This window comes from Streptomyces sp. NPDC029296, from assembly GCF_055569255.1.
The window spans coordinates 77,288-99,807 of sequence record NZ_JBVHXT010000038.1 but is presented as its reverse complement, the minus strand read 5'-3'; the positions used below and the strand labels follow the sequence as shown (position 1 = coordinate 99,807).

The 22,520-nt window shown below is 73.0% G+C and carries 24 protein-coding genes, 1 tRNA gene and 1 pseudogene; 7 read left to right on the top strand and 19 right to left on the bottom strand.

The genetic code is table 11. The features are described 5' to 3' along the window. The first annotated feature begins 12 nt into the window (after positions 1-12). The 4 genes from ACZ4W9_RS29885 to ACZ4W9_RS29870 all read left to right on the top strand — a co-directional run bounded on the left by ACZ4W9_RS29885 (position 13) and on the right by ACZ4W9_RS29870 (position 5,920). Entirely contained in the window at positions 13-1,410 is a 1,398-nt protein-coding gene (locus ACZ4W9_RS29885; protein ID WP_467941020.1) for a bifunctional glycosyltransferase family 2/GtrA family protein, read from the top strand. Then, the gene (locus tag ACZ4W9_RS29880; protein ID WP_467941019.1) at positions 1,407-3,584 is read left to right on the top strand and encodes a glycosyltransferase family 39 protein; all 2,178 of its coding nucleotides are present in this window, start codon (positions 1,407-1,409) and stop codon (positions 3,582-3,584) included. Before ACZ4W9_RS29885 ends, ACZ4W9_RS29880 begins: the two co-directional genes overlap by 4 nt. Positions 3,585-3,644: 60 nt before the next feature. Then, entirely contained in the window at positions 3,645-5,030 is a 1,386-nt protein-coding gene (locus ACZ4W9_RS29875; protein ID WP_467941018.1) for an MFS transporter, read from the top strand. 131 nt (positions 5,031-5,161) lie between these two features. Further along, positions 5,162-5,920: a TetR/AcrR family transcriptional regulator gene (locus tag ACZ4W9_RS29870; protein WP_467941016.1), complete on the top strand. Its 759-nt coding sequence runs from the start codon at positions 5,162-5,164 to the stop codon at positions 5,918-5,920. Here the strand turns inward: ACZ4W9_RS29870 and ACZ4W9_RS29865 are convergent, their stop codons facing one another. The 4 genes from ACZ4W9_RS29865 to ACZ4W9_RS29850 form a co-directional block, all read right to left on the bottom strand. Next, positions 5,921-6,391 carry a PPOX class F420-dependent oxidoreductase gene (locus ACZ4W9_RS29865; protein ID WP_467941015.1) on the bottom strand — a complete coding sequence of 157 codons (471 nt, stop codon included), beginning with the start codon at positions 6,389-6,391 and terminating at the stop codon, positions 5,921-5,923. A gap of 49 nt (positions 6,392-6,440) precedes the next feature. Next, positions 6,441-7,262 (bottom strand): YceI family protein, encoded by an 822-nt coding sequence (locus ACZ4W9_RS29860; RefSeq protein WP_318202556.1) that lies wholly within the window; start codon positions 7,260-7,262, stop codon positions 6,441-6,443. 103 nt (positions 7,263-7,365) lie between these two features. Further along, a complete protein-coding gene (locus tag ACZ4W9_RS29855; protein WP_467941014.1) occupies positions 7,366-9,840 on the bottom strand; it encodes an MFS transporter in 2,475 nt (824 codons plus the stop codon). A gap of 82 nt (positions 9,841-9,922) precedes the next feature. Beyond that, positions 9,923-10,417 carry a MarR family winged helix-turn-helix transcriptional regulator gene (locus ACZ4W9_RS29850; protein WP_467941012.1) on the bottom strand — a complete coding sequence of 165 codons (495 nt, stop codon included), beginning with the start codon at positions 10,415-10,417 and terminating at the stop codon, positions 9,923-9,925. 205 nt (positions 10,418-10,622) lie between these two features. Here ACZ4W9_RS29850 and ACZ4W9_RS29845 point away from each other — a divergent pair, with 205 nt between their 5' ends. Then, entirely contained in the window at positions 10,623-10,817 is a 195-nt protein-coding gene (locus tag ACZ4W9_RS29845; RefSeq protein WP_467941011.1) for a hypothetical protein, read from the top strand. 742 nt (positions 10,818-11,559) lie between these two features. Here the strand turns inward: ACZ4W9_RS29845 and ACZ4W9_RS29840 are convergent. The 8 genes from ACZ4W9_RS29840 to ACZ4W9_RS29805 form a co-directional block, all read right to left on the bottom strand. After that, positions 11,560-12,519, bottom strand: coding sequence for an RNA polymerase sigma factor SigF (locus tag ACZ4W9_RS29840; protein WP_467941009.1), 960 nt, complete (start codon positions 12,517-12,519; stop codon positions 11,560-11,562). 369 nt (positions 12,520-12,888) lie between these two features. Then, positions 12,889-13,725: an RNA polymerase sigma factor SigF gene (locus tag ACZ4W9_RS29835; protein ID WP_467941032.1), complete on the bottom strand. Its 837-nt coding sequence runs from the start codon at positions 13,723-13,725 to the stop codon at positions 12,889-12,891. 184 nt (positions 13,726-13,909) lie between these two features. Next, positions 13,910-14,203 carry a Dabb family protein gene (locus tag ACZ4W9_RS29830; RefSeq protein WP_467941008.1) on the bottom strand — a complete coding sequence of 98 codons (294 nt, stop codon included), beginning with the start codon at positions 14,201-14,203 and terminating at the stop codon, positions 13,910-13,912. 9 nt (positions 14,204-14,212) lie between these two features. Continuing rightward, positions 14,213-14,392 (bottom strand): hypothetical protein, encoded by a 180-nt coding sequence (locus ACZ4W9_RS29825; RefSeq protein WP_344351499.1) that lies wholly within the window; start codon positions 14,390-14,392, stop codon positions 14,213-14,215. A 156-nt stretch (positions 14,393-14,548) separates the two neighbouring features. Then, positions 14,549-14,633, bottom strand: a tRNA-Ser gene (locus ACZ4W9_RS29820). Positions 14,634-14,747: 114 nt separating this feature from the next. After that, positions 14,748-15,209 carry a tRNA adenosine(34) deaminase TadA gene (tadA, locus tag ACZ4W9_RS29815; RefSeq protein WP_467941007.1) on the bottom strand — a complete coding sequence of 154 codons (462 nt, stop codon included), beginning with the start codon at positions 15,207-15,209 and terminating at the stop codon, positions 14,748-14,750. Positions 15,210-15,298: 89 nt separating this feature from the next. Further along, positions 15,299-15,826 carry a tRNA adenosine deaminase-associated protein gene (locus ACZ4W9_RS29810; RefSeq protein ID WP_467941031.1) on the bottom strand — a complete coding sequence of 176 codons (528 nt, stop codon included), beginning with the start codon at positions 15,824-15,826 and terminating at the stop codon, positions 15,299-15,301. 301 nt (positions 15,827-16,127) lie between these two features. After that, positions 16,128-16,322 carry a hypothetical protein gene (locus ACZ4W9_RS29805; protein ID WP_467941005.1) on the bottom strand — a complete coding sequence of 65 codons (195 nt, stop codon included), beginning with the start codon at positions 16,320-16,322 and terminating at the stop codon, positions 16,128-16,130. Between the two features lie 80 nt (positions 16,323-16,402). On the opposite strand from ACZ4W9_RS29805, the gene upp reads away from it, so the two are divergent. Further along, positions 16,403-17,038, top strand: a complete 636-nt coding sequence (gene upp, locus ACZ4W9_RS29800; RefSeq protein ID WP_467941004.1) for a uracil phosphoribosyltransferase — start codon at positions 16,403-16,405, stop codon at positions 17,036-17,038. A gap of 43 nt (positions 17,039-17,081) precedes the next feature. Here upp and ACZ4W9_RS29795 read toward each other — a convergent pair whose 3' ends face one another. Continuing rightward, positions 17,082-17,735 (bottom strand): LytR C-terminal domain-containing protein, encoded by a 654-nt coding sequence (locus tag ACZ4W9_RS29795; protein ID WP_467941003.1) that lies wholly within the window; start codon positions 17,733-17,735, stop codon positions 17,082-17,084. A 97-nt stretch (positions 17,736-17,832) separates the two neighbouring features. Next, complete coding sequence (locus ACZ4W9_RS29790) at positions 17,833-18,129, bottom strand: type II toxin-antitoxin system VapB family antitoxin (protein ID WP_004943146.1); 297 nt, start codon at positions 18,127-18,129, stop codon at positions 17,833-17,835. Positions 18,130-18,265: 136 nt separating this feature from the next. On the opposite strand from ACZ4W9_RS29790, the pseudogene ACZ4W9_RS29785 reads away from it, so the two are divergent. After that, positions 18,266-19,586, top strand: a pseudogene (locus ACZ4W9_RS29785) (helicase HerA-like domain-containing protein). A 46-nt stretch (positions 19,587-19,632) separates the two neighbouring features. Here ACZ4W9_RS29785 and ACZ4W9_RS29780 read toward each other — a convergent pair. The 5 genes from ACZ4W9_RS29780 to ACZ4W9_RS29760 all read right to left on the bottom strand — a co-directional run bounded on the left by ACZ4W9_RS29780 (position 19,633) and on the right by ACZ4W9_RS29760 (position 22,447). Continuing rightward, a complete protein-coding gene (locus ACZ4W9_RS29780) occupies positions 19,633-19,761 on the bottom strand; it encodes a hypothetical protein (protein WP_467941002.1) in 129 nt (42 codons plus the stop codon). A 56-nt stretch (positions 19,762-19,817) separates the two neighbouring features. Beyond that, complete coding sequence (locus ACZ4W9_RS29775; protein WP_467941000.1) at positions 19,818-20,132, bottom strand: hypothetical protein; 315 nt, start codon at positions 20,130-20,132, stop codon at positions 19,818-19,820. Positions 20,133-20,227: 95 nt separating this feature from the next. After that, positions 20,228-20,941 (bottom strand): HdeD family acid-resistance protein, encoded by a 714-nt coding sequence (locus ACZ4W9_RS29770; RefSeq protein WP_467940998.1) that lies wholly within the window; start codon positions 20,939-20,941, stop codon positions 20,228-20,230. Between the two features lie 128 nt (positions 20,942-21,069). Continuing rightward, the gene (locus tag ACZ4W9_RS29765) at positions 21,070-21,666 is read right to left on the bottom strand and encodes an HhH-GPD-type base excision DNA repair protein (protein ID WP_467940997.1); all 597 of its coding nucleotides are present in this window, start codon (positions 21,664-21,666) and stop codon (positions 21,070-21,072) included. 37 nt (positions 21,667-21,703) lie between these two features. After that, a complete protein-coding gene (locus ACZ4W9_RS29760; RefSeq protein ID WP_467940995.1) occupies positions 21,704-22,447 on the bottom strand; it encodes a siderophore-interacting protein in 744 nt (247 codons plus the stop codon). Positions 22,448-22,520 lie beyond the last annotated feature (73 nt).

The window sequence follows — 22,520 nt, the reverse complement described above, 5'->3', positions numbered from 1 at the left end:
AGAGTCGGCGCCATGCGAACCGACTCTTCTCCCGGCACCCTGCCGGCGCGGGAGCACCTCCCGGCCACAGACGCCGATACGCCTGTCCTGGACGTAGTGATCCCCGTCTACAACGAGGAGAAGGACCTCGAGCCGTGCGTCCGCCGGCTGCACGCGCACCTCGCGCGCACGTTCCCGTACGCGTTCCGCATCACCGTCGCGGACAACGCCTCCACCGACTCCACCCCGCTGGTGGCGGCGCGGCTGGCGGCCGAGTTCCCCGAGGCGGAGACCGTACGGCTGGAGCTGAAGGGGCGGGGGCGGGCGCTGCGGACCGTGTGGTCGGCCTCCGACGCCCCGGTCCTCGCCTACATGGACGTCGACCTGTCCACCGACCTCAACGCCCTGCTGCCGCTGGTGGCGCCGCTGATCTCGGGCCACTCCGACCTGGCGATCGGCTCCCGGCTGGCCCGCGCCTCCCGGGTCGTACGCGGCCCCAAGCGGGAGTTCGTCAGCCGGGCCTACAACCTGATCCTGCGCGGTTCGCTCCAGGCCCGCTTCTCGGACGCGCAGTGCGGCTTCAAGGCGATCCGCCGGGACGTGGCCCAGGTGCTGCTGCCGCTGGTGGAGGACACCGGCTGGTTCTTCGACACCGAGCTGCTGGTGCTCGCCGAGCGGGCGGGCCTCAGGATCCACGAGGTGCCGGTGGACTGGGTCGACGACCCCGACTCCACTGTGCACATCGTCAAGACGGCCACCGACGACCTCAAGGGCGTGTGGCGCGTCGGCAAGGCGCTGGCCACCGGTTCGCTGCCGCTGGACCGGCTGGCCCGGCCCTTCGGCGACGACCCGCGCGACCGCGAACTGACCGACGTGCCGCACGGCCTGGCCCGCCAGCTCGTCGGCTTCTGCGTGGTCGGCGGCCTGTCCACCCTCTTCTACCTGCTGCTGTACGGCACCTTCCGGCAGGTGGCCGGCCCGCAGACCGCCAACGCGCTCGCGCTGCTGGTCTCCGCCGTGGCGAACACGGCCGCCAACCGTCGGCTGACCTTCGGGGTGCGCGGGCGGGGCGGGGCGGTCCGGCACCAGGCGCAGGGCCTGGTCGTCTTCGGCATCGGCCTGGCCCTGACCAGCGGCTCGCTCGCCGCCCTGGACGCGGCCGGCGACAGCCCGGCGCACTCCACCGAACTGGCGGTGCTCGTCGCCGCCAACCTCGCGGCGACCGTGCTGCGGTTCCTGCTCTTCCGCGCGTGGGTCTTCCCGGACCGGACGGAGACCGGCCCGGCCGCGGTGACCGCCGTGCCCGTCCCGCCGCCGTACGACCGGCCGTACCAGGCCGCCGCCCACCTCCGTGCCGGCGAGACCGCGGACGCCCTTCCGCGGCCGCGGCCGGTGCGCCCGCACGACACCGAACCGGGGGACGCCCGATGACCACCCACTACGATCCGCCGACGACCGCGACCGGCGGGCCGGCCGTGCCGGAGCCGGCCGCCGGGCCGGGACGGCCGTTCCCGAGGCGGCTGTGGCGCGGCCGGCCCGAGGACCCCCGCTGGGTGCGCCCCGCGCTGCTGGTCCTGCTGGCCGCCACTCTCCTGCTCTACCTGTACGGCCTCGGCGCCTCCGGCTACGCCAACTCCTTCTATTCGGCGGCCGTCCAGGCGGGCAGCAGGTCCTGGAAGGCGTTCTTCTTCGGCTCGCTGGACGCGGGCAACGCCATCACCGTCGACAAGCCGCCGGCCGCGCTGTGGCCGATGGCGCTGTCCGTGCGCCTGTTCGGCCTGAACTCCTGGGCGATCCTGGCGCCCGAGGTGCTGATGGGCGTGGCGACCGTCGCCGTCGTGTACGCGGCCGTGCGGCGCCGGTTCAGCCCGGTGGCCGGCCTGGTCGCGGGCGTGGTGCTCGCGCTCACCCCGGTCGCGGCGCTGATGTTCCGGTTCAACAACCCGGACGCGCTGCTGGCCCTGCTGATGTCGGTGGCCTGCTACCTCGTCGTCCGGGCCCTGGAGGACGGCCGTACGAAGTGGCTGGTGTGGGCCGGGGCCGCGATCGGGCTCGCGTTCCTCGCCAAGACGCTCCAGGCGTTCCTGGTCCTGCCGGCGCTGGCGGTCGTCTACGCGGTGTGCGCGCCGGTGGCCTTGCGGAAGCGGTTCGCGCAGCTGGCCGCGGCGGCGCTCGCGCTGGTCGTCTCGGGCGGCTGGTGGGTCGCGGTGGTCGAGCTGTGGCCGGCCTCCTCCCGCCCGTACATCGGCGGCTCGCAGCACGACAGCTTCCTGGAGCTGACCTTCGGCTACAACGGTCTCGGCCGCCTGAACGGCGAGGAGACCGGCAGCGTCGGCGGCGGTGGCGGGCCGGGCGGCGGCGGCATGTGGGGCGAGACCGGCTGGGACCGGATGTTCGACTCGGAGACCGGCGGCCAGATCTCCTGGCTGCTGCCCACCGCGCTGATCCTCCTCGCGGCCGGCCTGGTCGCCACGCGCGGGGCCCGCAGGGCCTCGGTCACCCGTGCCTCGTTCCTGGTCTGGGGCGGTTCGCTGCTGACGACCATGGTGGTGTTCAGCTACATGGCGGGCATCTTCCACCAGTACTACACGGTGGCCCTCGCCCCCTACCTCGCGGCCGTCACCGGCATGGGCGCCGGGCTGCTGTGGGAGCGGCGGCGCGAGGGGTGGGCGGGCGTCACGCTCGCCGCGTCCCTCGTCGCGGCGGCGGCCTGGGGCTACGTCCTGCTGCACCGCACCCCCGACTATCTGCCCTGGCTGAGGTGGCTGGTCCTGGCCGGCGGGCTGGCCGCGGCGCTCGGCCTGGTCTTCGCCGGCCGGCTTCCCGGGCGCCTCGCCCTCGTGACGGCGGCCGTGGGCCTGGTGGCCGCGCTGGCCGGACCGGCCGCGTACACCCTCAGCACCGTCCGGCAGGGCCACACGGGTTCGATCGTCACGGCGGGCCCGGCGGGCGCGAGCGTGATGGGCGGCCGGGGCGGCGGCCCGCGCGGCGCGCCCGGTGGCGGCACGGGGGGTGGCTTCGGCGACGGCGTGCCCGGACAGGGGACGCCGGGGCAACCGGGGCAGCAGAACCCGCAGGGCCGGCCGGGCGGGACCGGTGGGCAGGGCAACGGCTTCCCGGGCGGCGGCTTCCCCGGCATGCCGGGCCAAGGACAGCGGGACGGCAGCGGACAGAACCAGCCGGGCGGCGACGGTCTTCCCGGCGGCGGCCGGACCGGCGAGGGACGCACGGGCGGCGCCGGCGGCCTGCTGAACGGCGCGAGCGTTTCGGCCGAGGCCAGGAAGCTGCTGGAGAAGGACGCCGGGGCGTACACCTGGGTGGCGGCCTCCATCGGCTCGCAGAACGCGGCGAGTTACCAGCTCGCCACGGGCGACCCGGTGATGGCGATCGGCGGCTTCAACGGCACCGACCCCTCCCCGACGCTCGCCGAGTTCGAGAAGTACGTCGCGGACGGCAGGATCCACTACTTCATCGCGGGCGGCGGCATGGGCGGCGGCGACAGCGGCACCGCCTCCCGGATCAGCACCTGGGTGCAGAGCACCTTCGAGAAGGTGACGGTGGGCTCGGCGACGTTCTACGACCTCACGCGGAAGGCGGACGACTGAGCCGGATGCCGACCGGAAAATATGTTGTACACCGTATAGCGTCGCTATACGGTGTACGGCATGTCCCCACCGCAAGGCCATCCCCAGCGCTGGCTGATTCTCGGCGTCATCTGTCTCGCGCAGCTCACCGTGCTGCTCGACAACACCGTCCTGAACGTGGCCATCCCCTCCCTCACCCGCGAGCTGCACGCGACGACGTCCGACATCCAGTGGATGATCAACGCGTACTCCCTGGTCCAGTCCGGCCTGCTGCTCACCGCGGGCAGCGCCGCCGACCGCTACGGCCGCAAGAAGATGCTGATCACCGGGCTCGTCCTGTTCGGCGCCGGCTCGCTCGTGGCCGGGCTCGCCGGCAGCACCGCCCAGCTGATCGGCGCACGCGCCGGCATGGGCATCGGCGGCGCGCTGCTGATGACCACCACGCTGGCCGTGGCGATGCAGATCTTCACCCCCGCGGAGCAGCCGAAGGCGATCGGCATCTGGAGCGCGGTCAACGCGCTCGGCTTCGCCGGCGGCCCGCTGATCGGCGGCTTCGTGCTCGACCACTTCTGGTGGGGCGCGATCTTCCTGATCAACCTGCCGGTCGCGGCACTGGCCGTGGTCGCGGTGGTGATCCTCGTCCCCGAGTCGAAGAACCCGCGCGGCGACCGCCCCGACCTGATCGGCGCGGTGCTGTCCACCGTCGGCATGGCCTCGCTCGTCTACGCGATCATCTCCGGCCCCGGCCACGGCTGGACCTCGGCGCGGGTGCTGGGCACGGCGGCCGTCGCGGTGCTGGCGCTGGGCGCCTTCGCCTGGTGGGAGAACCGGGCCGACGAGCCGATGCTCGACATCCACTTCTTCCGGGACCGGCGGTTCACGGGCGCGGTCGCCGGGGCCGTGCTCATCGTCTTCGGCATGGGCGGGGCGCTGTTCCTGCTGACGCAGCACCTCCAGTTCGTCCTCGGTTACGAACCGCTGGAGGCCGGCCTGCGGACCGCCCCGCTGGCGCTGACGGTGGTGGTGCTCAACTTCAGCGGACTGTCCGCGAAGTGGTCGGCGCGGTTGGGCACGCCGGCGTCGGTCGCGCTGGGGATGGTGTGCATGTCCGCGGGCCTGGTGTCGATCGCGGAGGTGGACTCCGGCGGTTACGCGGGAACGCTGCTCGGGCTGCTGCTGATCGGCGCGGGCTGCGCGGTGGCGAACCCGGCGATGGCGCACGCCATCATGAGCGCGATCCCGCCGGAGAAGGCCGGTGTCGGAGCCGGGATCAACGGAACGCTGGCCGAATTCGGCAACGGGCTCGGTGTGGCCGTCCTCGGTGCCGTGCTCAGCTCGTCCGTGGCCTCCGGGGAGTCGTTGTCCGCCGGGCTGGGTACCGGGCAGTTGGTCGGGGCGGTCGCCGTGCTGGTCGGCGGATTCGTGGCGGCGGGGCTGCTGCGGCGCGCGGAGCGGGTGCCCGCCTGATGGCCCGGGGACGTCATTGCTGGTCACGCCCGCGCGGCGGGGGCCGCACCACGACCCGGCCCCGCGCCGTTCCGGGCCGGTGGCGGTCCTAGCATCGTGGCAAGCGATCCGAGTACGAGGAAGGTGCGCCGGTGACGAAGGCGGCAGGTCGGTCGGCGCGGGACAGTGTCTGGCGGGAGCGCGGGGCCCGGCGCGGGGGACGCGGCGGGCAGCCCTCCGGGCTCGACCGGGAGCGGATCACCGGGGCGTCGGTGCGGCTGCTGGACGCCGAGGGGCTCGCCGGGTTCTCCATGCGCCGGCTGGCGGCCGAGCTGAACGTCACCGCGATGTCCCTGTACTGGTACGTCGACACCAAGGACGACCTGCTGGAACTCGCCCTGGACGCGGTCTTCGCCGAGCTGCGGGTGCCCGACCCGGACGACACCGGCGAGGACTGGCGGGAGCAGCTGCGGAAACTGGCCGCCGCCTACCGGGAGCTGCTGGTCCGCCATCCCTGGCTGTCGCCGCTGGCCGGGCGCTACCTCAACATCGGCCCGAACTCGCTCGCGTTCTCCCGCGCGGTCCAGCGGGTCGTCCGCCGGGCCGGGCTGCCCGCGCACGGGGTGACCGGGGCGATCTCGGCCGTCTTCCAGTTCGTCTACGGCTACGGCACGATCGAGAGCCACTTCCTCACCCGGATCGCGGACACCGGTCTGTCCCCGGAGGAGTATTTCGAGCAGGCCATGTCCCTGGTGGACGAGGTCCCGGGGACCGCCGAGATCATCCGGGAGTCCAAGGACATCATGGCGGCGCGCGGCGGCGACACGGTGGCCGAGATGCTGGACCGCGACTTCACCTTCGCCCTGGACCTGCTGATCGCCGGCATCGAGGCGATGGTCGCCCGGGGCTGACTACCCCTCCTGGACCAGCCGCGCCGGGAACCCGCCGGTCGCCACCGGCCCCCACCGCTCGGGGGTCACCCGGATGAGGGACTTGCCCTGCTTGAGCATCGCCGCCCTGTACTCGTCCCAGTCGGGGTGTTCGCCGGCGATGTTGCGGTAGTACTCGACGAGGGGTTCGACGGAGTCCGGGGAGTCGACGACCTTGGCCGTGCCGTCGATCTGGACCCAGGGGCCGTTCCAGTCGTCGCTGAGGACGACCAGGCTGACCCGGTTGTCGCGCTTCGCGTTGCGGGTCTTGGCCCGCTCCGGGTAGGTGGACATCACGATCCGTCCGGAGTCGTCCACCCCGCAGGTCAGCGGGGACGCCTGCGGGGAGCCGTCCAGACGGCGGGTGATCAGCAGGGCGCGGTGCCGGGACCGTACGAAGTCGAGCAGTTCGGCCGACGATACCCGGGTGTTCGTAGCGATGTTCGGTGCCATGGGGGCAGCCTAGGGGCAACGGGTGCCCCCGTGGCTGACCCTGCCGTGCCTACGCCTGGGGGAGGGAGTCGCCCTGCACGGCCTGGATGTCCAGCTCCACCTTCAGGGTGGTGCCGATGGCGGCGATGCCCGCCTGGAGGACCTGGTTGTAGTTCATCGCGAAGTCCTCGCGGCGCAGTTCGGCGGTGGCCCGGAACGCGGCGCGGGTGCCGCCCCAGGGGTCGGCGCCGGTGCCGAGGTAGGCGAGGTCCAGGTCCACCGGTCGCACGACGCCGTGCAGGGACAGTTCGCCGTGCACCGTCCAGCGGTCGGAGCCGGCCTGGTCCAGGCCCGTCGAACGGTAGGTGATCTCCGGGTGCCGCTCGACGTCCAGGAAGTCGGCGGAGCGCAGGTGCGTGTCGCGCATGCCGTTGCCGGTGTCGATGGAGGCCGCCCGGATCACCGCCTCCACCCGGGACTTGGCGATGTCGTCGGGGGCGATCTCGATCGTGCCGCCGAACTCCGTGAACCGGCCGTGCACGCTGGAGATGCCCAGGTGCTGGGCGACCGCGGCGACGGAGGAGTGCGCCGGGTCGATGGTCCACGGTCCGGGCGGCGGCAGCTCGGTGCCGCCCTGCCGGGCCAGCGTGACCGTGCCGACCTCGGCCCGGCCGCTCGCGGTGACGATCGCGGAGGAGGCCGCGGGCGCGTAGCCGACGGCCGTCACGATCACGGTGTACGCCCCCGGCGCCAGCTCGGTGGCGTCCCGTACCGCTCCCTCGTGATCCGCCTCGGCGCGCAGCACCTGCGTACCGGTCATGTCGGTCACCGTGACGACCGCGTGCGACACGGCCCACCCGTCCCGCGTACGGATCTTCGCGGTCAGTCCCATCCCGTTTCTCCCTGAAAAAGGCTCAAAAATTGCTCGTACGAGACCGGCCCGCGGCGGGCGCGCCCTCCGCTCAGGGCGCACGCCGCCACGGGCCGGGGTGTGCCTACTCGCCGGGGTGGGCGAGTTCGATGTCGTGGCCGTCCACACCGGGGCCGGTCACGGTCAGCGCGGTGGCCACCGGCGGGTAGCCGGTCGCGATCACGGTGTACTCGCCGCCGTCCAGGTCGGTGAAGGCGTACGCCCCGTCCGTCCCGGTGGTGGCGGTGCCGACCACGTTGCCCGCCTGGTCGACCAGGGTGACCCGGGCGTCGGCCAGCGGGCCGTGCGGGGCCCGGACGACACCCTGGAGGCGGGCGCCGGCGTCCAGGTCGACCTCGACCCGGGTGACGCCGGTGGCGCCGACCTCGACGGGCAGGGCGCGCGGCCGGAAGCCGCTCGCGTTGACCGCGACGGTCACCGTGCCGGGCACCAGGTCGGTGAGGGCGAAGTCGCCCTGCTCGCCGGTGGCGGCGGTGGCCAGCAGGTCACCGCGCACATCGGTGATGATCACCATCGCGTCCTTGACCGGCAGCGCGCTCCCGGCGGCCCGGACCACACCGGTCAGCCCGCTGGTGCCGCTGAGCAGGATGTCGTACGACACCGGCTCCTCGCCCACCACGATGGTGGAGGCCTGCGGCTGGTAGCCGTCGGCGGAGGCGATCAGGACGTAGCTGCCGGTGCCCGGGGCGTCGAGCGCGTAGGAACCGTCGGTCTGGGCGACCGAGCGGCCCAGCTGGCGGCCGGACAGCGAGATCAGGGTGACCGCGGCCTGCGCGACCGGGGCGCTCTCGGCGCCGCGGACGAAGCCGTGCACCGGGGTGCCGCCGTGGCCGGTGCCGGGTTCGGCGACCGTGGCGACGGCCGCCATGGGCCGGGTGTCGGCGGCGGTGCCGCCGGACGCGGCCGGGGTGGCCTGGGTGACCGCGGCCGGGACCGGGGCGGGAGCCGCGGCGGCCTGGGCGGCGGCCGTGGCCTGGGCGGCGGCCGTGGCCTCGGCGGCGGCCGGGGTGTCGCCGTCGGCGGACTGCGCGAGCGCGCCCTTGGTCTTCAGCGGGACCTCCTTGATGAACAGCGTGATCAGGAAGGCGACGGCGGCGAGGCAGCCGGCGATGAAGAAGACGTCGGCGATGCCGTGGCCGTAGGCGCTCTCCATCAGCGTCCGGATGGGCGCCGGGAGCTTGTCCATGTCCGGGATGCTGTCGGTCGAGCCGGAGCTGCCGGCCAGCGCGGCCTGGGACTTCGGGTCGAGCGCGGAGACGCCGTCCTTGACGTAGTGGGTGATCCGGCGGGACATCACGGCACCGAGCGCGGAGACGCCGACCGCACCGCCGAGGGAGCGGAAGAAGGTGACCGTGGAGCTGGCCGAGCCGAGGTCGGAGGGCGCCACCTGGTTCTGCGTGGCGAGCACCAGGTTCTGCATCATCATGCCGATGCCGAGACCCAGCAGGGCCATGAAGATGGCCATCTTCCAGTAGTCCGTGTCGTACCGGATGCCGCCGAGCAGCAGCAGGCCGGCCGTGACCAGCACGCCGCCGCTGACCAGCCAGGCCTTCCAGCGGCCGGTGCGGGTGATGAACTGACCCGAGACGGTCGAGGAGACGAACAGACCGCCGATCATCGGGATGGTCATGACGCCCGACATGGTCGGGGACTTGTCGCGGGCCAGCTGGAAGTACTGGCTGAAGAACACGGTGCCGGAGAACATCGCGATACCGACGAACAGCGAGGCGAGGGACGCCAGCGTGATCGTGCGGTTCTTGAACAGGCGCAGTGGGATGATCGGCTCGCTCGCCTTGGACTCCGCGAGCACGAACAGCGCGCCGAGGACGAGGGAGCCGCCGACCATCGCGCAGGTCTGCCAGGACAGCCAGTCGTACTTGTCACCGGCGAAGGTGACCCAGACCAGCAGCAGGGAGACGGCGGCGGCGATCAGGGTCGCGCCGCCCCAGTCGACCTTGACCTGGCGCTTGACCACGGGCAGGTGCAGGGTCTTCTGCAGCACGATCAGCGCGATGATCGCGAACGGGACGCCGACGTAGAAGCACCAGCGCCAGCCCAGCCAGGAGGTGTCGGTGATGACACCGCCGAGCAGCGGGCCGCCGACGGTGGCGACGGCGAAGGTGGCGCCGAGGTAGCCGGAGTACCGGCCGCGCTCGCGCGGGGAGATCATCGCCGCCATCACGATCTGCGCCAGGGCGGACAGACCGCCGACGCCGATGCCCTGGAACACCCGGAAGGTGATGAGCATGCCGGGGTTCTGCGACAGGCCGGCCGCCATGGAGGCGACCACGTAGATGACGAGGGCTATCTGGACGAGAGCCTTCTTGCTGTACAGGTCGGCGAGCTTGCCCCACAGGGGAGTGGCCGCGGTCATCGACAGCAGGGCGGCCGTGACCACCCAGGTGTAGGCGGACTGGCCGCCGCCGAGGTCTCCGATGATCTCCGGCAGGGCGTTGGAGACGATCGTGGACGACAGGATCGCCACGAACATGCCGAGCAGCAGCCCGGACAGGGCCTCCATGATCTGCCGGTGCGTCATCGGGGCGTCGCCTGGGCCTCCCCCGTGCTTGGCGTGAGCCCGCACACCGGCTGGTGTGGTCGTTGCCATGGGCTTCCTTTTCTTACGTGCTTGCGGGTGTACGGGTGGTCTCTTCGATTACGGGGGCGGGGAGCCGGACCGGTGCGGACCGGCAGTCTCCGAAGGAGTCGCGCAGCCGCGTCATCAGCCGGATCAGCTGGCCGACCTCGTCGTCGGTCCAGTCCGCCAGCCGCTCGGCGAGCAGGTGCGTGGTCCGCCGGGACAGCTCGTCGAGCTGCTCCAGGCCCTCCGGGGTCAGGCGCAGGATGCGCGACCGTTTGTCCGCCGGGTCCGGGAGCCGCTCGATCCAGCCGCGTGCGGCCACGTGCGCGACGTGCCGGCTGGTGACCGACATGTCCACGGCGAGCAGTTCCGCGAGCTTGCTCATGCGCATGTCGCCGTGGCGGCCGAGCAGGGTCAGCACGGCGGCCGAGCCGGCCGGGCAGTCGGGCGGCAGGATCCGCCCCATGTCCCGTTTCACGGCTCCGACGGCACTGAGCTGACGCGCCAGCTCTTCAAACTGCGCCCGCTCGGCCATCACACCTCCCGTATTCGTTGCTTGGGGCAACCATAAGACTGTTTGGTTGCTGAAGGCAAACAATCATGGAGTCGACCGCGCAAAAACTTGGCAAAGGCAAGTATTGCGACCGTAAATGTGCAGGTGAGTGCGGGCGGGGTACCCCCGTCTGTCCCGAAGGCCCCGCGGTTGGGCCGGTCGCCCGGATTCGCTAGGGTCTCGGGGCATGGCTAACACCCAGGGCCCCCAGGGCAATTACGACCCCGCAGGCAGCACTCAGATGTTCCGCGCCTTCGTCGACGAGGCGCCCCAGGGGCGTCAGCAGCAGGCGGCCTCCTCCGGCCCCCGGGTCGGTCTGATCATCGGCGTCGTCGTGGCGCTCGTCGTGGTGGCCGGCGTCGCCTGGCTGGCGCTGAAGTAGGGGGCGGCCCGTAAGGGATCAGCCCCGGTCCACCGAGACGCCCCGCCTCTCGATCCGCACGCAGTCGAGGCCGAGCGCGCCGATGATGTGCGTTCCGAAAGCCACCGAGTCCGAACGGGCCGCCTCACCACCGGAATGGTGAAAGGCGGCGAACACCTGGCCCCAGCGCCGGCCGGTGCCCGGTCGCCGGCTGCCCCGGCTCGGAGCGGCCGGCGTCGTACGGCCGGGCGCTGGGCCACCGGGCGAGGCGGCCGGCGGTGCCGGGGCGGGCGGGGGTGTCGGTGCGGCCGGGGGCGGCGGTGGCGTCGTACGGCCGTCCTGCCCGCCGCCGGGTTCCGGGGCGCCGGAAGCCGCGCCGGTGTCTTCGCCGTGTCCTGGGGTGCCGGCGCGGTCGTGTCCTGTCCGTAGGGTCGGCGGAAACCTGTGTCCCGCCCGGGCCCGCTCGCGCCCGGGGCCGCCCCTCCGCTCGTCCCGCCCGCCGTGGGCCCGTCCGGCGGTACCGGCGTCACCGGATCCGCCCGCGCCACGGCCGTCGGTCCGCCCCGGCTCGGGCCGGCCGCGGTGTGACCGCCGCCCGGTCCGCCGCCTCCGCAGGCGACACCCGCGCAGGGCGACGGCCGCCGGGGCCGCCGTGGCGGCGACCCGGCGGCCGCGTGTCCATGCCGTCGTGCGTGGTGTCCTGGCACGTGGCGTCCGCGCGGGGTCGCCGACGTGCCGTCGGAGGGGAAGCGGGCGGGGAACCTCAGTCCGAGATGAGGCCCTCGCGCAGCTGGGCCAGCGTGCGGGTCAGCAGCCGGGAGACGTGCATCTGGGAGATGCCGACCTCCTCGCCGATCTGCGACTGCGTCATGTTGGCGAAGAAGCGCAGCATGATGATCCGGCGCTCGCGCGGCGGGAGTTTGGCCAGCAGGGGCTTGAGGGACTCGCGGTACTCCACGCCCTCCAGGGCCGTGTCCTCGTAGCCGAGCCGGTCGGCCAGGGAGCCCTCGCCGCCGTCGTCCTCGGGGGCCGGCGAGTCGAGGGAGGAGGCGGTGTAGGCGTTGCCGACCGCGAGGCCGTCGACCACGTCCTCCTCGGACACGCCGAGCACGGCGGCCAGTTCGGTGACCGTGGGGGAGCGGTCCAGCTTCTGCGACAGCTCGTCGCTGGCCTTGGTGAGCGCCAGGCGCAGTTCCTGGAGCCGCCGCGGGACCCGCACGGACCAGGAGGTGTCCCGGAAGAACCGCTTGATCTCGCCGACCACGGTGGGCATCGCGAACGTCGGGAACTCCACGCCCCGCTCGCAGTCGAACCGGTCGATCGCCTTGATCAGGCCGATGGTGCCGACCTGGACGATGTCCTCCATCGGCTCGTTGCGGGAGCGGAAGCGGGCCGCCGCGTACCGGACCAGCGGGAGGTTCAGCTCGATCAGGGTGTCCCGGACGTACGCCCGCTCGGGGCTGTCCTGCTCCAGCGCGGCCAGGCGCAGGAACAGCGACCGGGACAGGGTGCGGGTGTCGAGGTTCGCCGCGGCCTGCGGGGCCGGGAGCGTTTCGGCGGACGGGCCGGCGGCCTGGGCCGGCACGGTGTCGAGGGCCGGCACGGCGTCGAGGGCCGTGACACCCTCGAAGCCGTCGAGGACATCGAGAGCGTCGAGCTCCTTGGGCGCTGCCTCGCTCATCGTCGGCGTCAGCACCTTCGAGCTGCCCTGGTCTGCGGACATGCCACCCCCTTTGGGTCGCGGGACGGTCGCGGCGGCGCCGTCGTCGAGCAACGCAGCCTTCACCTGAATACCGGAGCCGGAGCCACGGCAAACGCGCTTCCCGCAGAATGTCACATGTCGGCAACGCTCTGTACCGACATGTCGACACGTGAGCGGTGAATCGCCCCTGCACGGAGGGGGTCTGACGGGGTTTCGGATCGTGTTTGTCGGCATCCGCCCTGGTGAGCGATTCGCTCGTGCCGGTTACCGATCGATCGGGTATGCGATGCAGCGCCATGGGTGCCGTGCTTCCGTGCGCCCGCCGTGCGCCAGGCCAACCCCCGGCGTGCTCCGGGCCGGTGCCGGTGGTGTCCGCGTACCGTTCGTGGGTTACGCGTCGATCCGGTTCGCGGAGCGCAGCCGCTGGAAGCTGCGGGCGAGCAGCCGGGAGACGTGCATCTGGGAGACGCCGAGTTCGGCGCTGATCTGGGACTGGGTGAGGTTGCTGTAGTAGCGCAGCAGCAGGATGCGCTGTTCCCGCTCGGGGAGCTGGACGAGGAGGTGGCGGACCAGGTCGCGGTGTTCGACGCCGTCCAGGGCCGGGTCCTCGTAGCCGATCCGGTCCAGCAGGCCGGGCAGTCCGTCGCCCTCCTGGGCGGCCTCCAGCGAGGTGGCGTGGTAGGAGCGCCCCGCCTCGATGCAGCTGAGCACCTCCTCCTCGCTGATCCGCAGCCGGTCGGCGATCTCGGCGGTGGTCGGCGAGCGGCCGTAGAGCGTGGTCAGGTCCTCGGTCGCGCTGTTGACCTGCACCCACAGCTCGTGCAGCCGGCGCGGGACGTGGACGGTGCGGACGTTGTCCCGGAAGTAGCGCTTGATCTCGCCGACCACGGTGGGCATGGCGAAGGTCGGGAACTGCACGCCCCGGTCCGGGTCGAACCGGTCGATGGCGTTGATCAGGCCGATGGTGCCGACCTGGATGACGTCCTCCATCGGCTCGTTGCGGGAGCGGAAGCGGGCGGCGGCATAGCGTACGAGCGGGAGGTTCGCCTCGATCAGCGCTCCCCGCACCCGGTTGTGCTCCGGCGTGCCGGGGGTCAGCTGCTTGAGTTCGGTGAAGAGCACCTGGGTCAGGGCGCGGGTGTCCGCGCCACGGCGCTTCGCGGGGGCCGACGGGGTCGGGGACGCCGCCTCGTCCTGAGGGGGCGCAGTACTGGCCGACACGGTCAACGCCACCTCTTCGTCCGTCAATCATCCGTCAAAAGCGGTCATAGCATCACAAGACATGTGCACGGTGTGCAAGCACCTGATAACGCCGTGTTGTCGTCCGGTACCGACAAGTTGACGGGCGTGCGGCCATGCGAAAGCCCCCCGCCGGAATCGGATCGGCGGGGGGCTTCCGGGTGTCCGGGGCTCAGAACTCGTAGTCGGCGATCACCCAGGTGGCGAACTCGCGCCACTGCGCGCCGGCCGCCTGGTGGGCCGGGTGCTCCAGATAGCGCTTGAGGGCGTCGGCGTCGTCCACGGCCGAGTTGATCGCGAAGTCGTAGGCGATGGGCCGGTCGCTGATGTTCCAGGCGCACTCCCAGAACCGCAGCTCCTCGATCTGCCCGCCGAGGGCCCGGAAGGCCTCGACGCCTGCCACGACCCGCGGATCGTCGCGCTCGACACCCTCGTTGAGCCGGAAGAGGACCAGATGGCGGATCATGGGGGTACCTCAGCTCTTTCCTCCGTTGGCGGCCCAGGTCATGAAGTCCCCGACGGCCCCGGCCGCGTCCGATATGCCTTCGAAGCCTATCTGGACGTAGTCGGCCGCCTTGGCCGGGTCCGTGATGATCACGTACAGCGCGAAGACCACCAGGACGTACACGGCGATCTTCTTGACGTTCACCGCCACCACGGCCTCCCTGTGCCAGGCCCCAAGGCCCCCCTGTTGCCGGCCGTGAGTGTAACGTCCGGGCCTCGCGCGCCGGGGTGACAGTCCGTCGGCGCCCGCCCGTTGTGAGCCGGGACACGCGAAGGGCCCCGCCTCTCGGCGGGGCCCTGCTGCGAGCGGTAGCGGAGGGATTTGAACCCTCGGTGACTTGCGCCACACTCGCTTTCGAGGCGAGCTCCTTCGGCCGCTCGGACACGCTACCGAGGGAGACCTTACAGCACGGGGAGGCGTGGTTCGAAATCGGTGTCCGCGGGGCCCGGTGACCGTGCCCGGCGCCCGGTCGGCCGTCCCGCGGGCGGTCCCGCCGGCAGTCCTGTCAGCGGTCCCGGAAGAACTGCGTGAGCGGCCGGGCGCACTCCGCCTCGAGGACGCCGGCGACGACCTCCGGGCGGTGGTTGAGCCGCCGGTCGCGCACCACGTCCCACAGGGAGCCGGCCGCGCCCGCCTTGTCGTCCCGGGCGCCGTAGACCACCCGGTCCACCCGGGACTGCACGAGCGCGCCCGCGCACATCGTGCAGGGCTCCAGGGTCACCACGAGCGTGCAGCCGGTCAGCCGCCACTCGCGGATCCGGCCTCCGGCGCGCGCCGCCCCGTTCAGGGTGGCCGCCGCGCGCCGCAGGGCGAGGATCTCCGCGTGGGCCGTGGGATCGCCGGTGGCCTCGCGCTCGTTGTGTCCGGAGCCGAGCACCGTCGTTCCGTCCGGGGACAGCACGACGGCGCCGACCGGGACGTCGCCGCCCCGGGCGGCCAGGCCGGCCTGGTCCAGGGCGAGCCGCATCGCGGCCCGCCAGGGGTCCCGTACCGGGTCCGGGGTGCTGCGCGGGTGCCCCGCCGGGTCCGGGACGTCCTGGGGATTCCGTGCCGTGGTCAGCGGACGGTCTCCAGCACCTCCGAGGCGCCCAGCGCCTCGGCGATCGTGCCCAGCGCGTCGTCGGCGTCCAGGGCCCGCAGCTCCTTCTCGCTGATGCCCAGATCGTCGAGGATGCCGCTGTCGCCCACCGGGCTGTGCGGCACCGCGTCGGCGGCGCTCTCCTCCTCGTCGTCCTCGGACTCGCCTTCCTCGGTGCCGTCGAGGTCCAGCGCGTCCAGGTCCGGGACGTCGTCCGTACCGGGCTCCCGGCCGAGCAGCTCGTCGGTGAGCAGCAGCTCCCCGTACGCGCTGCGGCGGGCGGCGGCGGCGTCCGAGACGTAGATGCGAGGGTCCTCCTCGCCGTCCACGCGGACGACGCCGAACCAGGCGTCCTCCTGCTCGATCAGGACGAGCACCGTGTCCTCGTCGGGAGAGGCTTCCCGGGCCAGGTCGGCCAGATCCGACAGGGTCTCCACATCGTCGAGCTCTGTGTCGCTCGCTTCCCACCCGTCTTCGGTGCGCGCGAGCAGTGCGGCGAAGTACACCGTGACTCTCCCACTGGTCATAGGCGTGCCGGTTGGGGGTCCCCCCGGCGGAGGTACGTGGGCGGAGAGAGCTGGGCTCCGAGCCCCACCCACTCGGAATCGTGGCAGAAACAAGGCGTTCAGGGGACGTCTTCGGCTCCCTGTGTCTGGCTGTTTCGATCGTTGGTCCGTGATCGGCTCAGCAGCGCACTCGTTGCCGCCACCTGCGGATCGTACGCGGCTTTTCGCCGCGTCCACGCACGGCCGCCTCTCCAACACCGGTGCGGGCGCGGGTCCTCGGCGCCGGTCACGGCCTCGCGGGCTACCAGCGGAACGTGCGCATGCGCAGCGCCTGGCGCAGCCGGGCGGCCTTGGCGTGCCGGGGCCGCACCCGGGCACGCAGCTCCCGGGCCTCGGCGAGATCGCGCAGGAACCGGGCGCGCCGCCGCCGGCGCTCGGCCTCGCTCTCGGGTTTTCCGGGCTGGTCAGGCAGATCGGACACGTCACACCACCCCATTCCCTCCCTCCCACTTTCCCCCGGACGGCCGGTTTGACGCCAGCGTGAGGGCGGCCGGGGGCGCAGGTACCGTTAGGGGCATGCGTCTCCATGTCGTCGACCACCCCCTGGTCGCTCACAAGCTCACCACGCTGCGCGACCAGCGCACCGACTCCGCGACCTTCCGGCGGCTCGCCGACGAGCTGGTCACCCTGCTCGCCTACGAGGCGACGCGGGACGTGCGGACCGAGACCGTCGACATTCAGACACCGGTCGCCCGCACCACGGGTGTGAAGCTGGCCCGTCCGCGTCCGCTGGTGGTGCCGATCCTGCGGGCCGGCCTCGGCATGCTGGACGGCATGGTCCGGCTGCTGCCGACCGCCGAGGTGGGCTTCCTGGGCATGATCCGCAACGAGGAGACGCTGGAGGCGTCCACGTACGCCTCGCGCATGCCGGAGGACCTGTCGGGCCGCCAGGTGTACGTGCTCGACCCGATGCTGGCGACGGGCGGCACGCTGGTCGCGGCGATCCGGGAGCTGATCAAGCGCGGCGCGGACGACGTGACGGCCGTGGTGCTGCTGGCCTCTCCCGAGGGGGTCGCCGTGGTGGAGCGCGAGCTGGCGGGGACGCCGGTGACCGTGGTCACGGCGGCGGTCGACGATCACCTCAACGAGCAGGGGTACATCGTGCCGGGGCTGGGGGACGCGGGAGACCGGCTCTACGGCTCCGCGGAGTAGCTCCTTCCGGCGCTTTTGCCGGGGTGCGGCTCCCCGGGCCTGATCAGCAGGCCTTTGTCGCGGGAGCCGTGTCCTGGGGGGCCGTCAGCGTGGTCACGGCCTTGTCGGCCGTCTGCTGGCGGGTCAGGGTCTTGAAGGCGTCGCCGATGATCAGATCGAGGTCGGCGCCCTTGCGGGCGTCGGCGCGCAGGTCGGCGCCCGCGAGCTGGGTGGCGAGCACCCGCAGCGAGGTGTCCTGGGCGGCGGGGGAGCCGAGGAGCAGGCCCGTGCCCTTCACCTTCTTGTCGTACGCCTTGGCCGCGTTGCCCACCTTGCCGATCCGGAAGCCGCGCCGGCGCAGTTCGTCGGCGGTCTTCTTGGCGAGCCCGGTGCGCGCGGTGGCGTTGTAGACGTTCACCGTGATCCGGCCGGGCGCGGGCAGGGAGTCCGCCCGTGCCACCGGGGCCGGATCGGTCCGGCCGGCCCGGTGGGCCCCGGTGCGGCAGTCCGCCGTACGGCCGGCCGCCGTGGTGTCGCCGCCGCCGGTGAAGACGTCGACGAGCTGCACGGTGCCCCAGCCGAGCAGACCGAGCACGGCGACGGACGCGACCGCCGCGGCCACGAGCCTGCCGTGCCGGCGGGGCGGACGCATACGGGGGTACTTGTCCCCCGTGATCCGGTACTGGCCGCCCATGCCGGGAGGAGTCAGCATGCTCATGAGCGCAGCGTAGTGCGCCCGGGCGGCGATGCCTATCAGATGATCAGCCGATGCCGGTCGGCGAACCCGAAAGGGCCAACGGCCGTGTCCCGCCGGGTCAGTCGAGTTCGAGCACGCGTGCGTGCAGCACCTGGCGCTGCTGGAGGGCGGCGCGGACCGCGCGGTGCAGCCCGTCCTCCAGATACAGGTCGCCCTGCCACTTCACGACGTGCGCGAAGAGGTCGCCGTAGAACGTCGAGTCCTCCGCGAGCAGGGTCTCCAGGTCGAGCTGCTGCTTGGTGGTGACGAGCTGATCGAGGCGGACCGGGCGCGGCGCGACGTCCGCCCACTGCCGGGTGCTCTCCCGGCCGTGGTCGGGGTACGGCCGGCCGTTTCCGATGCGCTTGAAGATCACACGGAAAGCCTACCGGCCAACACGTTCCGGGCGCAGCCATGGCGGCCCGGTGCGACGCTTGAAAAGACGGTTCGAAGACGGGGCAAGGGATCACCAATACGGGCATACAGGCCGCTACGGGAAACAGGGGCCCGAGATGAGTGACAGCGAGAGCGTGCCGTCCGCCGGCGCCCCGGAGGCCGCCGCGCCGCCCGCCGAGGCGGCGCGGATCGCCTCCGGTTACGCCTTCGCCGGTCCCGCGCCCGACCTCGGTGCGCTCCTGTGGGACGGACGGTGCCTGCCGGGCGCGCCCGTCCGCGTCCCGCTGTCGGTGCTCAACCGGCACGGTCTGGCCGCGGGCGCCACCGGCACCGGCAAGACCACGACCCTCCAGCTGATCGCCGAGCAGCTCTCCGCGCGGGGCGTGCCGGTGTTCCTCGCGGACGTCAAGGGCGACCTGTCCGGCATCGCGCGGCCCGGACAAGGCGGCGACCGGGTACGGCGGCGGGCCGGCGAGGTCGGGCAGGAGTGGGCCCCGGCCGGTTTCCCGGCGGAGTTCTACGCGCTCGGCGGCCTCGGCCACGGCATTCCGGTACGGGCCACGGTCACCGGTTTCGGGCCGGTGCTGCTGGCCAAGGCCCTCCGGCTGAACCGGACCCAGGAGCAGTCCCTCGGCCTGGTCTTCCACTACGCCGACACCAAGGGCCTGAGCTGACCGACCTCAAGGACCTGCGCGCGGTCGCCGCCTTCCTCACCTCGGACGAGGGCAGGGCCGAGCTGAAGGGGATCGGCGGCCTGTCCCGCGCCACCGCCGGGGTGATCCTGCGCTCGCTGACGGAGTTCGAGGCGCACGGCATGGCGGACTTCTTCGGCGAACCGGAGTTCGACACCGCCGACCTGCTGCGCACGGCACCGGACGGCCGGGGCGTCAGACCCCGAAGGACGTGCCCGGCGATGTCCTCGGCCGGCTCGGCAACAGGATCCAGCACGCCCTGCGCGCCTTCACCCCGGACGACCGCAAGGCCCTGCGGGCGACCGTGCGGACCTTCCCGGAACCGGCGTACGACCTGGAGGAACTGCTCACCGGGCTGGGCACCGGCGAGGCCGTGGTGACCGTGCTCGGCGAGACCGGCGCGCCGACCCCGGTCGCCGCCACCCGGCTGCGCGTCCCGGAGTCCCTGATGGGCCCGGTGGACCCCGCCGAACTGGAGCGGGCGGTCCGCGCCTCCGCGCTCCACGGCCGTTATGCACAGGCTGTGGACCGCGAGTCGGCGTACGAGAAGCTGAGCGCCGCGGGGCCGAGGGAGGCGGCACCGGGTCCCCGGACGAGGTCGCGGGAGGCGCCGGGGGAGGAGCCCTCGCTGGTCGAACAGGTCGTGAACAGCGGGATGTTCCGGTCGCCGGCCCGCTCGGTCGGCACGCGGATCGGCCGGGAGATCACCCGCTCCCTGTTCGGCACGGCCCGGCGGAGGCGGTGACCAGTGGTCCGGCGGAGGCGGGGGGCCCGCCCCCGCCGGGGGCGGCTCAGCGGTTCCGGTTCTCGTCCGGTGCGCGCTCAGGCCGGGGGGTCCGTTGGTCCGGTCCGGGGGGCGTGCCGCGCCGGGCCTCCGCGCGCAGCAGGGCGCGCAGGACGGCGTAGGGGTCGTGGGGCATGGCTGTGCTGCTCCTTGCGTCGAGCCGGCCGACCTTGCGGGGGGAGCGCGGGTCCGTCAGCAGCGCAGCACCACCGTGCGCGGCGGGGACGCGGCGGACGGCGGCGGGGACGCGACCGGGCCCGGTCCGGCGGGCGCCGGGCCGGGCAGGGGCGCGGGGCGCGCGGGGGCGTCGGCCCGGTGGACGGCGCGGGCGGGCGGGCGGAGCGCCGTCGTGCCGAGGACGTCGTGCTCGGCGGTCCCGGCGGCCACCGCGAGGTCCGGGCCGGCCTGGACCGGCACCTGGGCACCGGGCACCCACAGGACGAGCAGCAGCGCCAGTACCCGCAGCCGGTGGCGGCTGCCGGACGCGCGGGCGCTGTGCGTGCTCATGGCCGTTGTTTCCCCGCTCGGGCGGGACGCGTGGCCCGCCACGGCGCAGAACAAGCCGTTCGGGGGCACGCGGGGTCCGTGCGGCCGAGGGCGGGTCACAGCGTCCGTGGCACCCGGCGGGCCCGGGCGCGCATGCGCAGCGCCGTGAGGACCTCGACGACGCCCACCGCGACCAGCCAGATCCCGCCGACGAGGGTGAGCACCGCGACCGACTCGAACGGCGAGTCGATGAGCACGATCCCGGCGACGAAGGTGAGGACGCCGAGAAGGATCTGCCAGCCCCGCGCGGGCATCCGGGGGTCGTGCAGGGCGGCCAGGGACTGGGTGATCCCCCGGAACAGCCAGCCGATCCCGATCCACAGGGCGAGCAGCAGGATCGACCGCATGGGCCCGCGGAAGCAGAGCAGGCCGAGCAGGATCGACAGCGCGCCGCTGATGAAGGCCAGCACGCGCAGCGAGGTCGCCTGGTGCGTGCCGAAGGCGGAGACCAGCTGGAGGACCCCGCTGTAGAGCAGGTACAGGCCGAACAGCACACCGGCGGCGAGCAGGGAGGCGCCCGGCCAGACCAGCACCAGGACCCCGAGCAGCAGGGAGCCGATGCCGGTGAGCAGGACGGCCTGCCAGGCGGCCCGGGACAGGGTGTGCAGCGGGCCCTCGAACGGCGGTTCCGGTTCCGGGTGGCCACGGGCCGCTTCCGCGGCGGGGTGCCCGCGGGCCGCTTCTCCCGCGTGCACGTGATCTCCCGCGTGCACGTGCCGGTCGTCGTACTCGCGGTCCCCGGCGGGACCGCCGCGCGGTGCCTCGGTCATGCTCCATGCTGCGAGCGGGCGGGGGAGGGGGGCCACCGGAGTGGTCCGGACGGGGATCGGGAGCCTCCGCTTCCGCGTCCGCCGCGCGCTTCCCCCTTCCTCCTCCCCTTCCTCCTCCCGTTCCTCCGCTACTTCTTCTTCGTCGCCTTGGCCGCCTTGGCCGCCGCCTTCATCTCCTGCTTGTGGGCGCGCACCTTGGCCAGCGACTCGGGTCCGGTGATGTCGGCGACGGAGCGGAAGGAGTCCGGTTCGCCGTAGGCACCGGCGGCCTCCCGCCATCCCTCGGGGGCGACCCCGAGCCGCTTGCCGAGCAGGGCCAGGAAGATCTGCGCCTTCTGCCTGCCGAACCCCGGCAGGTCCTCCAGCCGGCGCAGCAGCTCGGCCCCGCTGCCGGCGTCCCGCCAGACCGCCTCCGCGTCCCCGTCGTAGTGCTCGACCAGGTACTGGCACAGCTGCTGGATCCGCTTCGCCATCGAGCCCGGGTAGCGGTGCACGGCGGGCTTGCCGGAGAGCAGCGCGGCGAAGGCATCCGGGTCCATCGCGGCGATCTCGTGGGCGTCCAGGTCCTCGGCGCCGAGCCGGTCGGCGATGGTCCGGGGACCCTTGAACGCCCACTCCATCGGGATCTGCTGGTCCAGCAGCATCCCGGTCAGCGCGGCGAGCGGGGAGCGCCCGAGCAGCGCGTCGGCCGCGGGGTCCTGGGCGAGGTGCAGGGTGACGTCCATGCGTCGATGATCCCGCGCCCCCGCCCGCCCCGCCCGCTCAGTCCCCTCCCCCGGGCGGGGAGTCCGCGCGCCAGTACCCCAGCGCGTGCACGCGCTGTTTCGGCACGCCCAGTTCCTTGCGCACGTAGGCCGCGAGGGTGCGGGTGGTCGCCGTGTCGCAGGCGATCCAGACGTACGGGTGCGGGGTGCCGGCGAGGACGGCGGGCAGCTCGGCGCGGACCCGTTCCACCAGGTGGGCGCCCGCGTCCCGGCGGGGCACCGGGCGCATCTCGTGCCGGCCGGGCTCGGCCCGGTGGGGCAGGCCCGCCGGCTCGCCCTCGAACCAGACGGTCGCCGGGGCCGGGCCGAGGGCGCCGAGCAGGGAGTTGATGGCGGGCAGCGAGGCCGCGTCGCCGATCGCCACGAGGTGGGAGGGCGCGGGGTCGGGGTCCCGGAAGCCGGTGCCCTGGACGGTGGCCTCGATGGTGTCGCCGGGCCGTGCGGCCCGGGCCCAGTCGGAGGCCACGCCCTCGTGCAGGGCGAATTCGAGACCGAAGGTGCCCGCCTCCGGGTCGGGGTCGACCAGGGTGTAGGCCCGCTGGTGCGGCCGGCCCCGGTCGTCGAACCACAGCCGGACCCACATCGTCGGGTGGACGCCGGTCGCGGCGAGCAGCCCGCCGTCGCTCAGCCGCAGCCGACGGTAGTCGGGGGTCACGTCCTCGGCGTCGAGGACGGTCAGTACGAAGTCCTTGGCGCGCAGCAGTCGTAGGACCGCGCCTTCCCAGCCCCGCCCCTGTCCCATGCCCCCTCCATCGTTCGCGTACGATTCCGCCACAGAAAATACTTAGGCAAGGCTAACCTAAAATCCTCTAGGG

Bases quoted from the DNA above. Each gene is read 5' to 3' on its own strand.
- ACZ4W9_RS29885 (WP_467941020.1), top strand. From the start codon at position 13: ATGCGAACCGACTCTTCTCCCGGCACCCTGCCGGCGCGGGAGCACCTC.
- ACZ4W9_RS29780 (WP_467941002.1), bottom strand. From the start codon at position 19,761: ATGCCCCACGACCCCTACGCCGTCCTGCGCGCCCTGCTGCGCGCGGAG.
- ACZ4W9_RS29795 (WP_467941003.1), bottom strand. From the start codon at position 17,735: ATGAGCATGCTGACTCCTCCCGGCATGGGCGGCCAGTACCGGATCACG.
- ACZ4W9_RS29865 (WP_467941015.1), bottom strand. From the start codon at position 6,391: ATGGCACCGAACATCGCTACGAACACCCGGGTATCGTCGGCCGAACTG.
- ACZ4W9_RS29830 (WP_467941008.1), bottom strand. From the start codon at position 14,203: ATGATCCGCCATCTGGTCCTCTTCCGGCTCAACGAGGGTGTCGAGCGC.
- ACZ4W9_RS29850 (WP_467941012.1), bottom strand. From the start codon at position 10,417: ATGGCCGAGCGGGCGCAGTTTGAAGAGCTGGCGCGTCAGCTCAGTGCC.
- ACZ4W9_RS29805 (WP_467941005.1), bottom strand. From the start codon at position 16,322: ATGGGGTGGTGTGACGTGTCCGATCTGCCTGACCAGCCCGGAAAACCC.
- ACZ4W9_RS29775 (WP_467941000.1), bottom strand. From the start codon at position 20,132: ATGAGCACGCACAGCGCCCGCGCGTCCGGCAGCCGCCACCGGCTGCGG.
- ACZ4W9_RS29760 (WP_467940995.1), bottom strand. From the start codon at position 22,447: ATGGGACAGGGGCGGGGCTGGGAAGGCGCGGTCCTACGACTGCTGCGC.
- ACZ4W9_RS29765 (WP_467940997.1), bottom strand. From the start codon at position 21,666: ATGGACGTCACCCTGCACCTCGCCCAGGACCCCGCGGCCGACGCGCTG.
- ACZ4W9_RS29770 (WP_467940998.1), bottom strand. From the start codon at position 20,941: ATGACCGAGGCACCGCGCGGCGGTCCCGCCGGGGACCGCGAGTACGAC.
- ACZ4W9_RS29880 (WP_467941019.1), top strand. From the start codon at position 1,407: ATGACCACCCACTACGATCCGCCGACGACCGCGACCGGCGGGCCGGCC.
- ACZ4W9_RS29840 (WP_467941009.1), bottom strand. From the start codon at position 12,519: ATGTCCGCAGACCAGGGCAGCTCGAAGGTGCTGACGCCGACGATGAGC.
- ACZ4W9_RS29875 (WP_467941018.1), top strand. From the start codon at position 3,645: ATGTCCCCACCGCAAGGCCATCCCCAGCGCTGGCTGATTCTCGGCGTC.
- ACZ4W9_RS29860 (WP_318202556.1), bottom strand. From the start codon at position 7,262: ATGGGACTGACCGCGAAGATCCGTACGCGGGACGGGTGGGCCGTGTCG.
- tadA (WP_467941007.1), bottom strand. From the start codon at position 15,209: ATGCGGCTCGCCCTGGACCAGGCCGGCCTGGCCGCCCGGGGCGGCGAC.
- ACZ4W9_RS29845 (WP_467941011.1), top strand. From the start codon at position 10,623: ATGGCTAACACCCAGGGCCCCCAGGGCAATTACGACCCCGCAGGCAGC.
- upp (WP_467941004.1), top strand. From the start codon at position 16,403: ATGCGTCTCCATGTCGTCGACCACCCCCTGGTCGCTCACAAGCTCACC.
- ACZ4W9_RS29855 (WP_467941014.1), bottom strand. From the start codon at position 9,840: ATGACGCACCGGCAGATCATGGAGGCCCTGTCCGGGCTGCTGCTCGGC.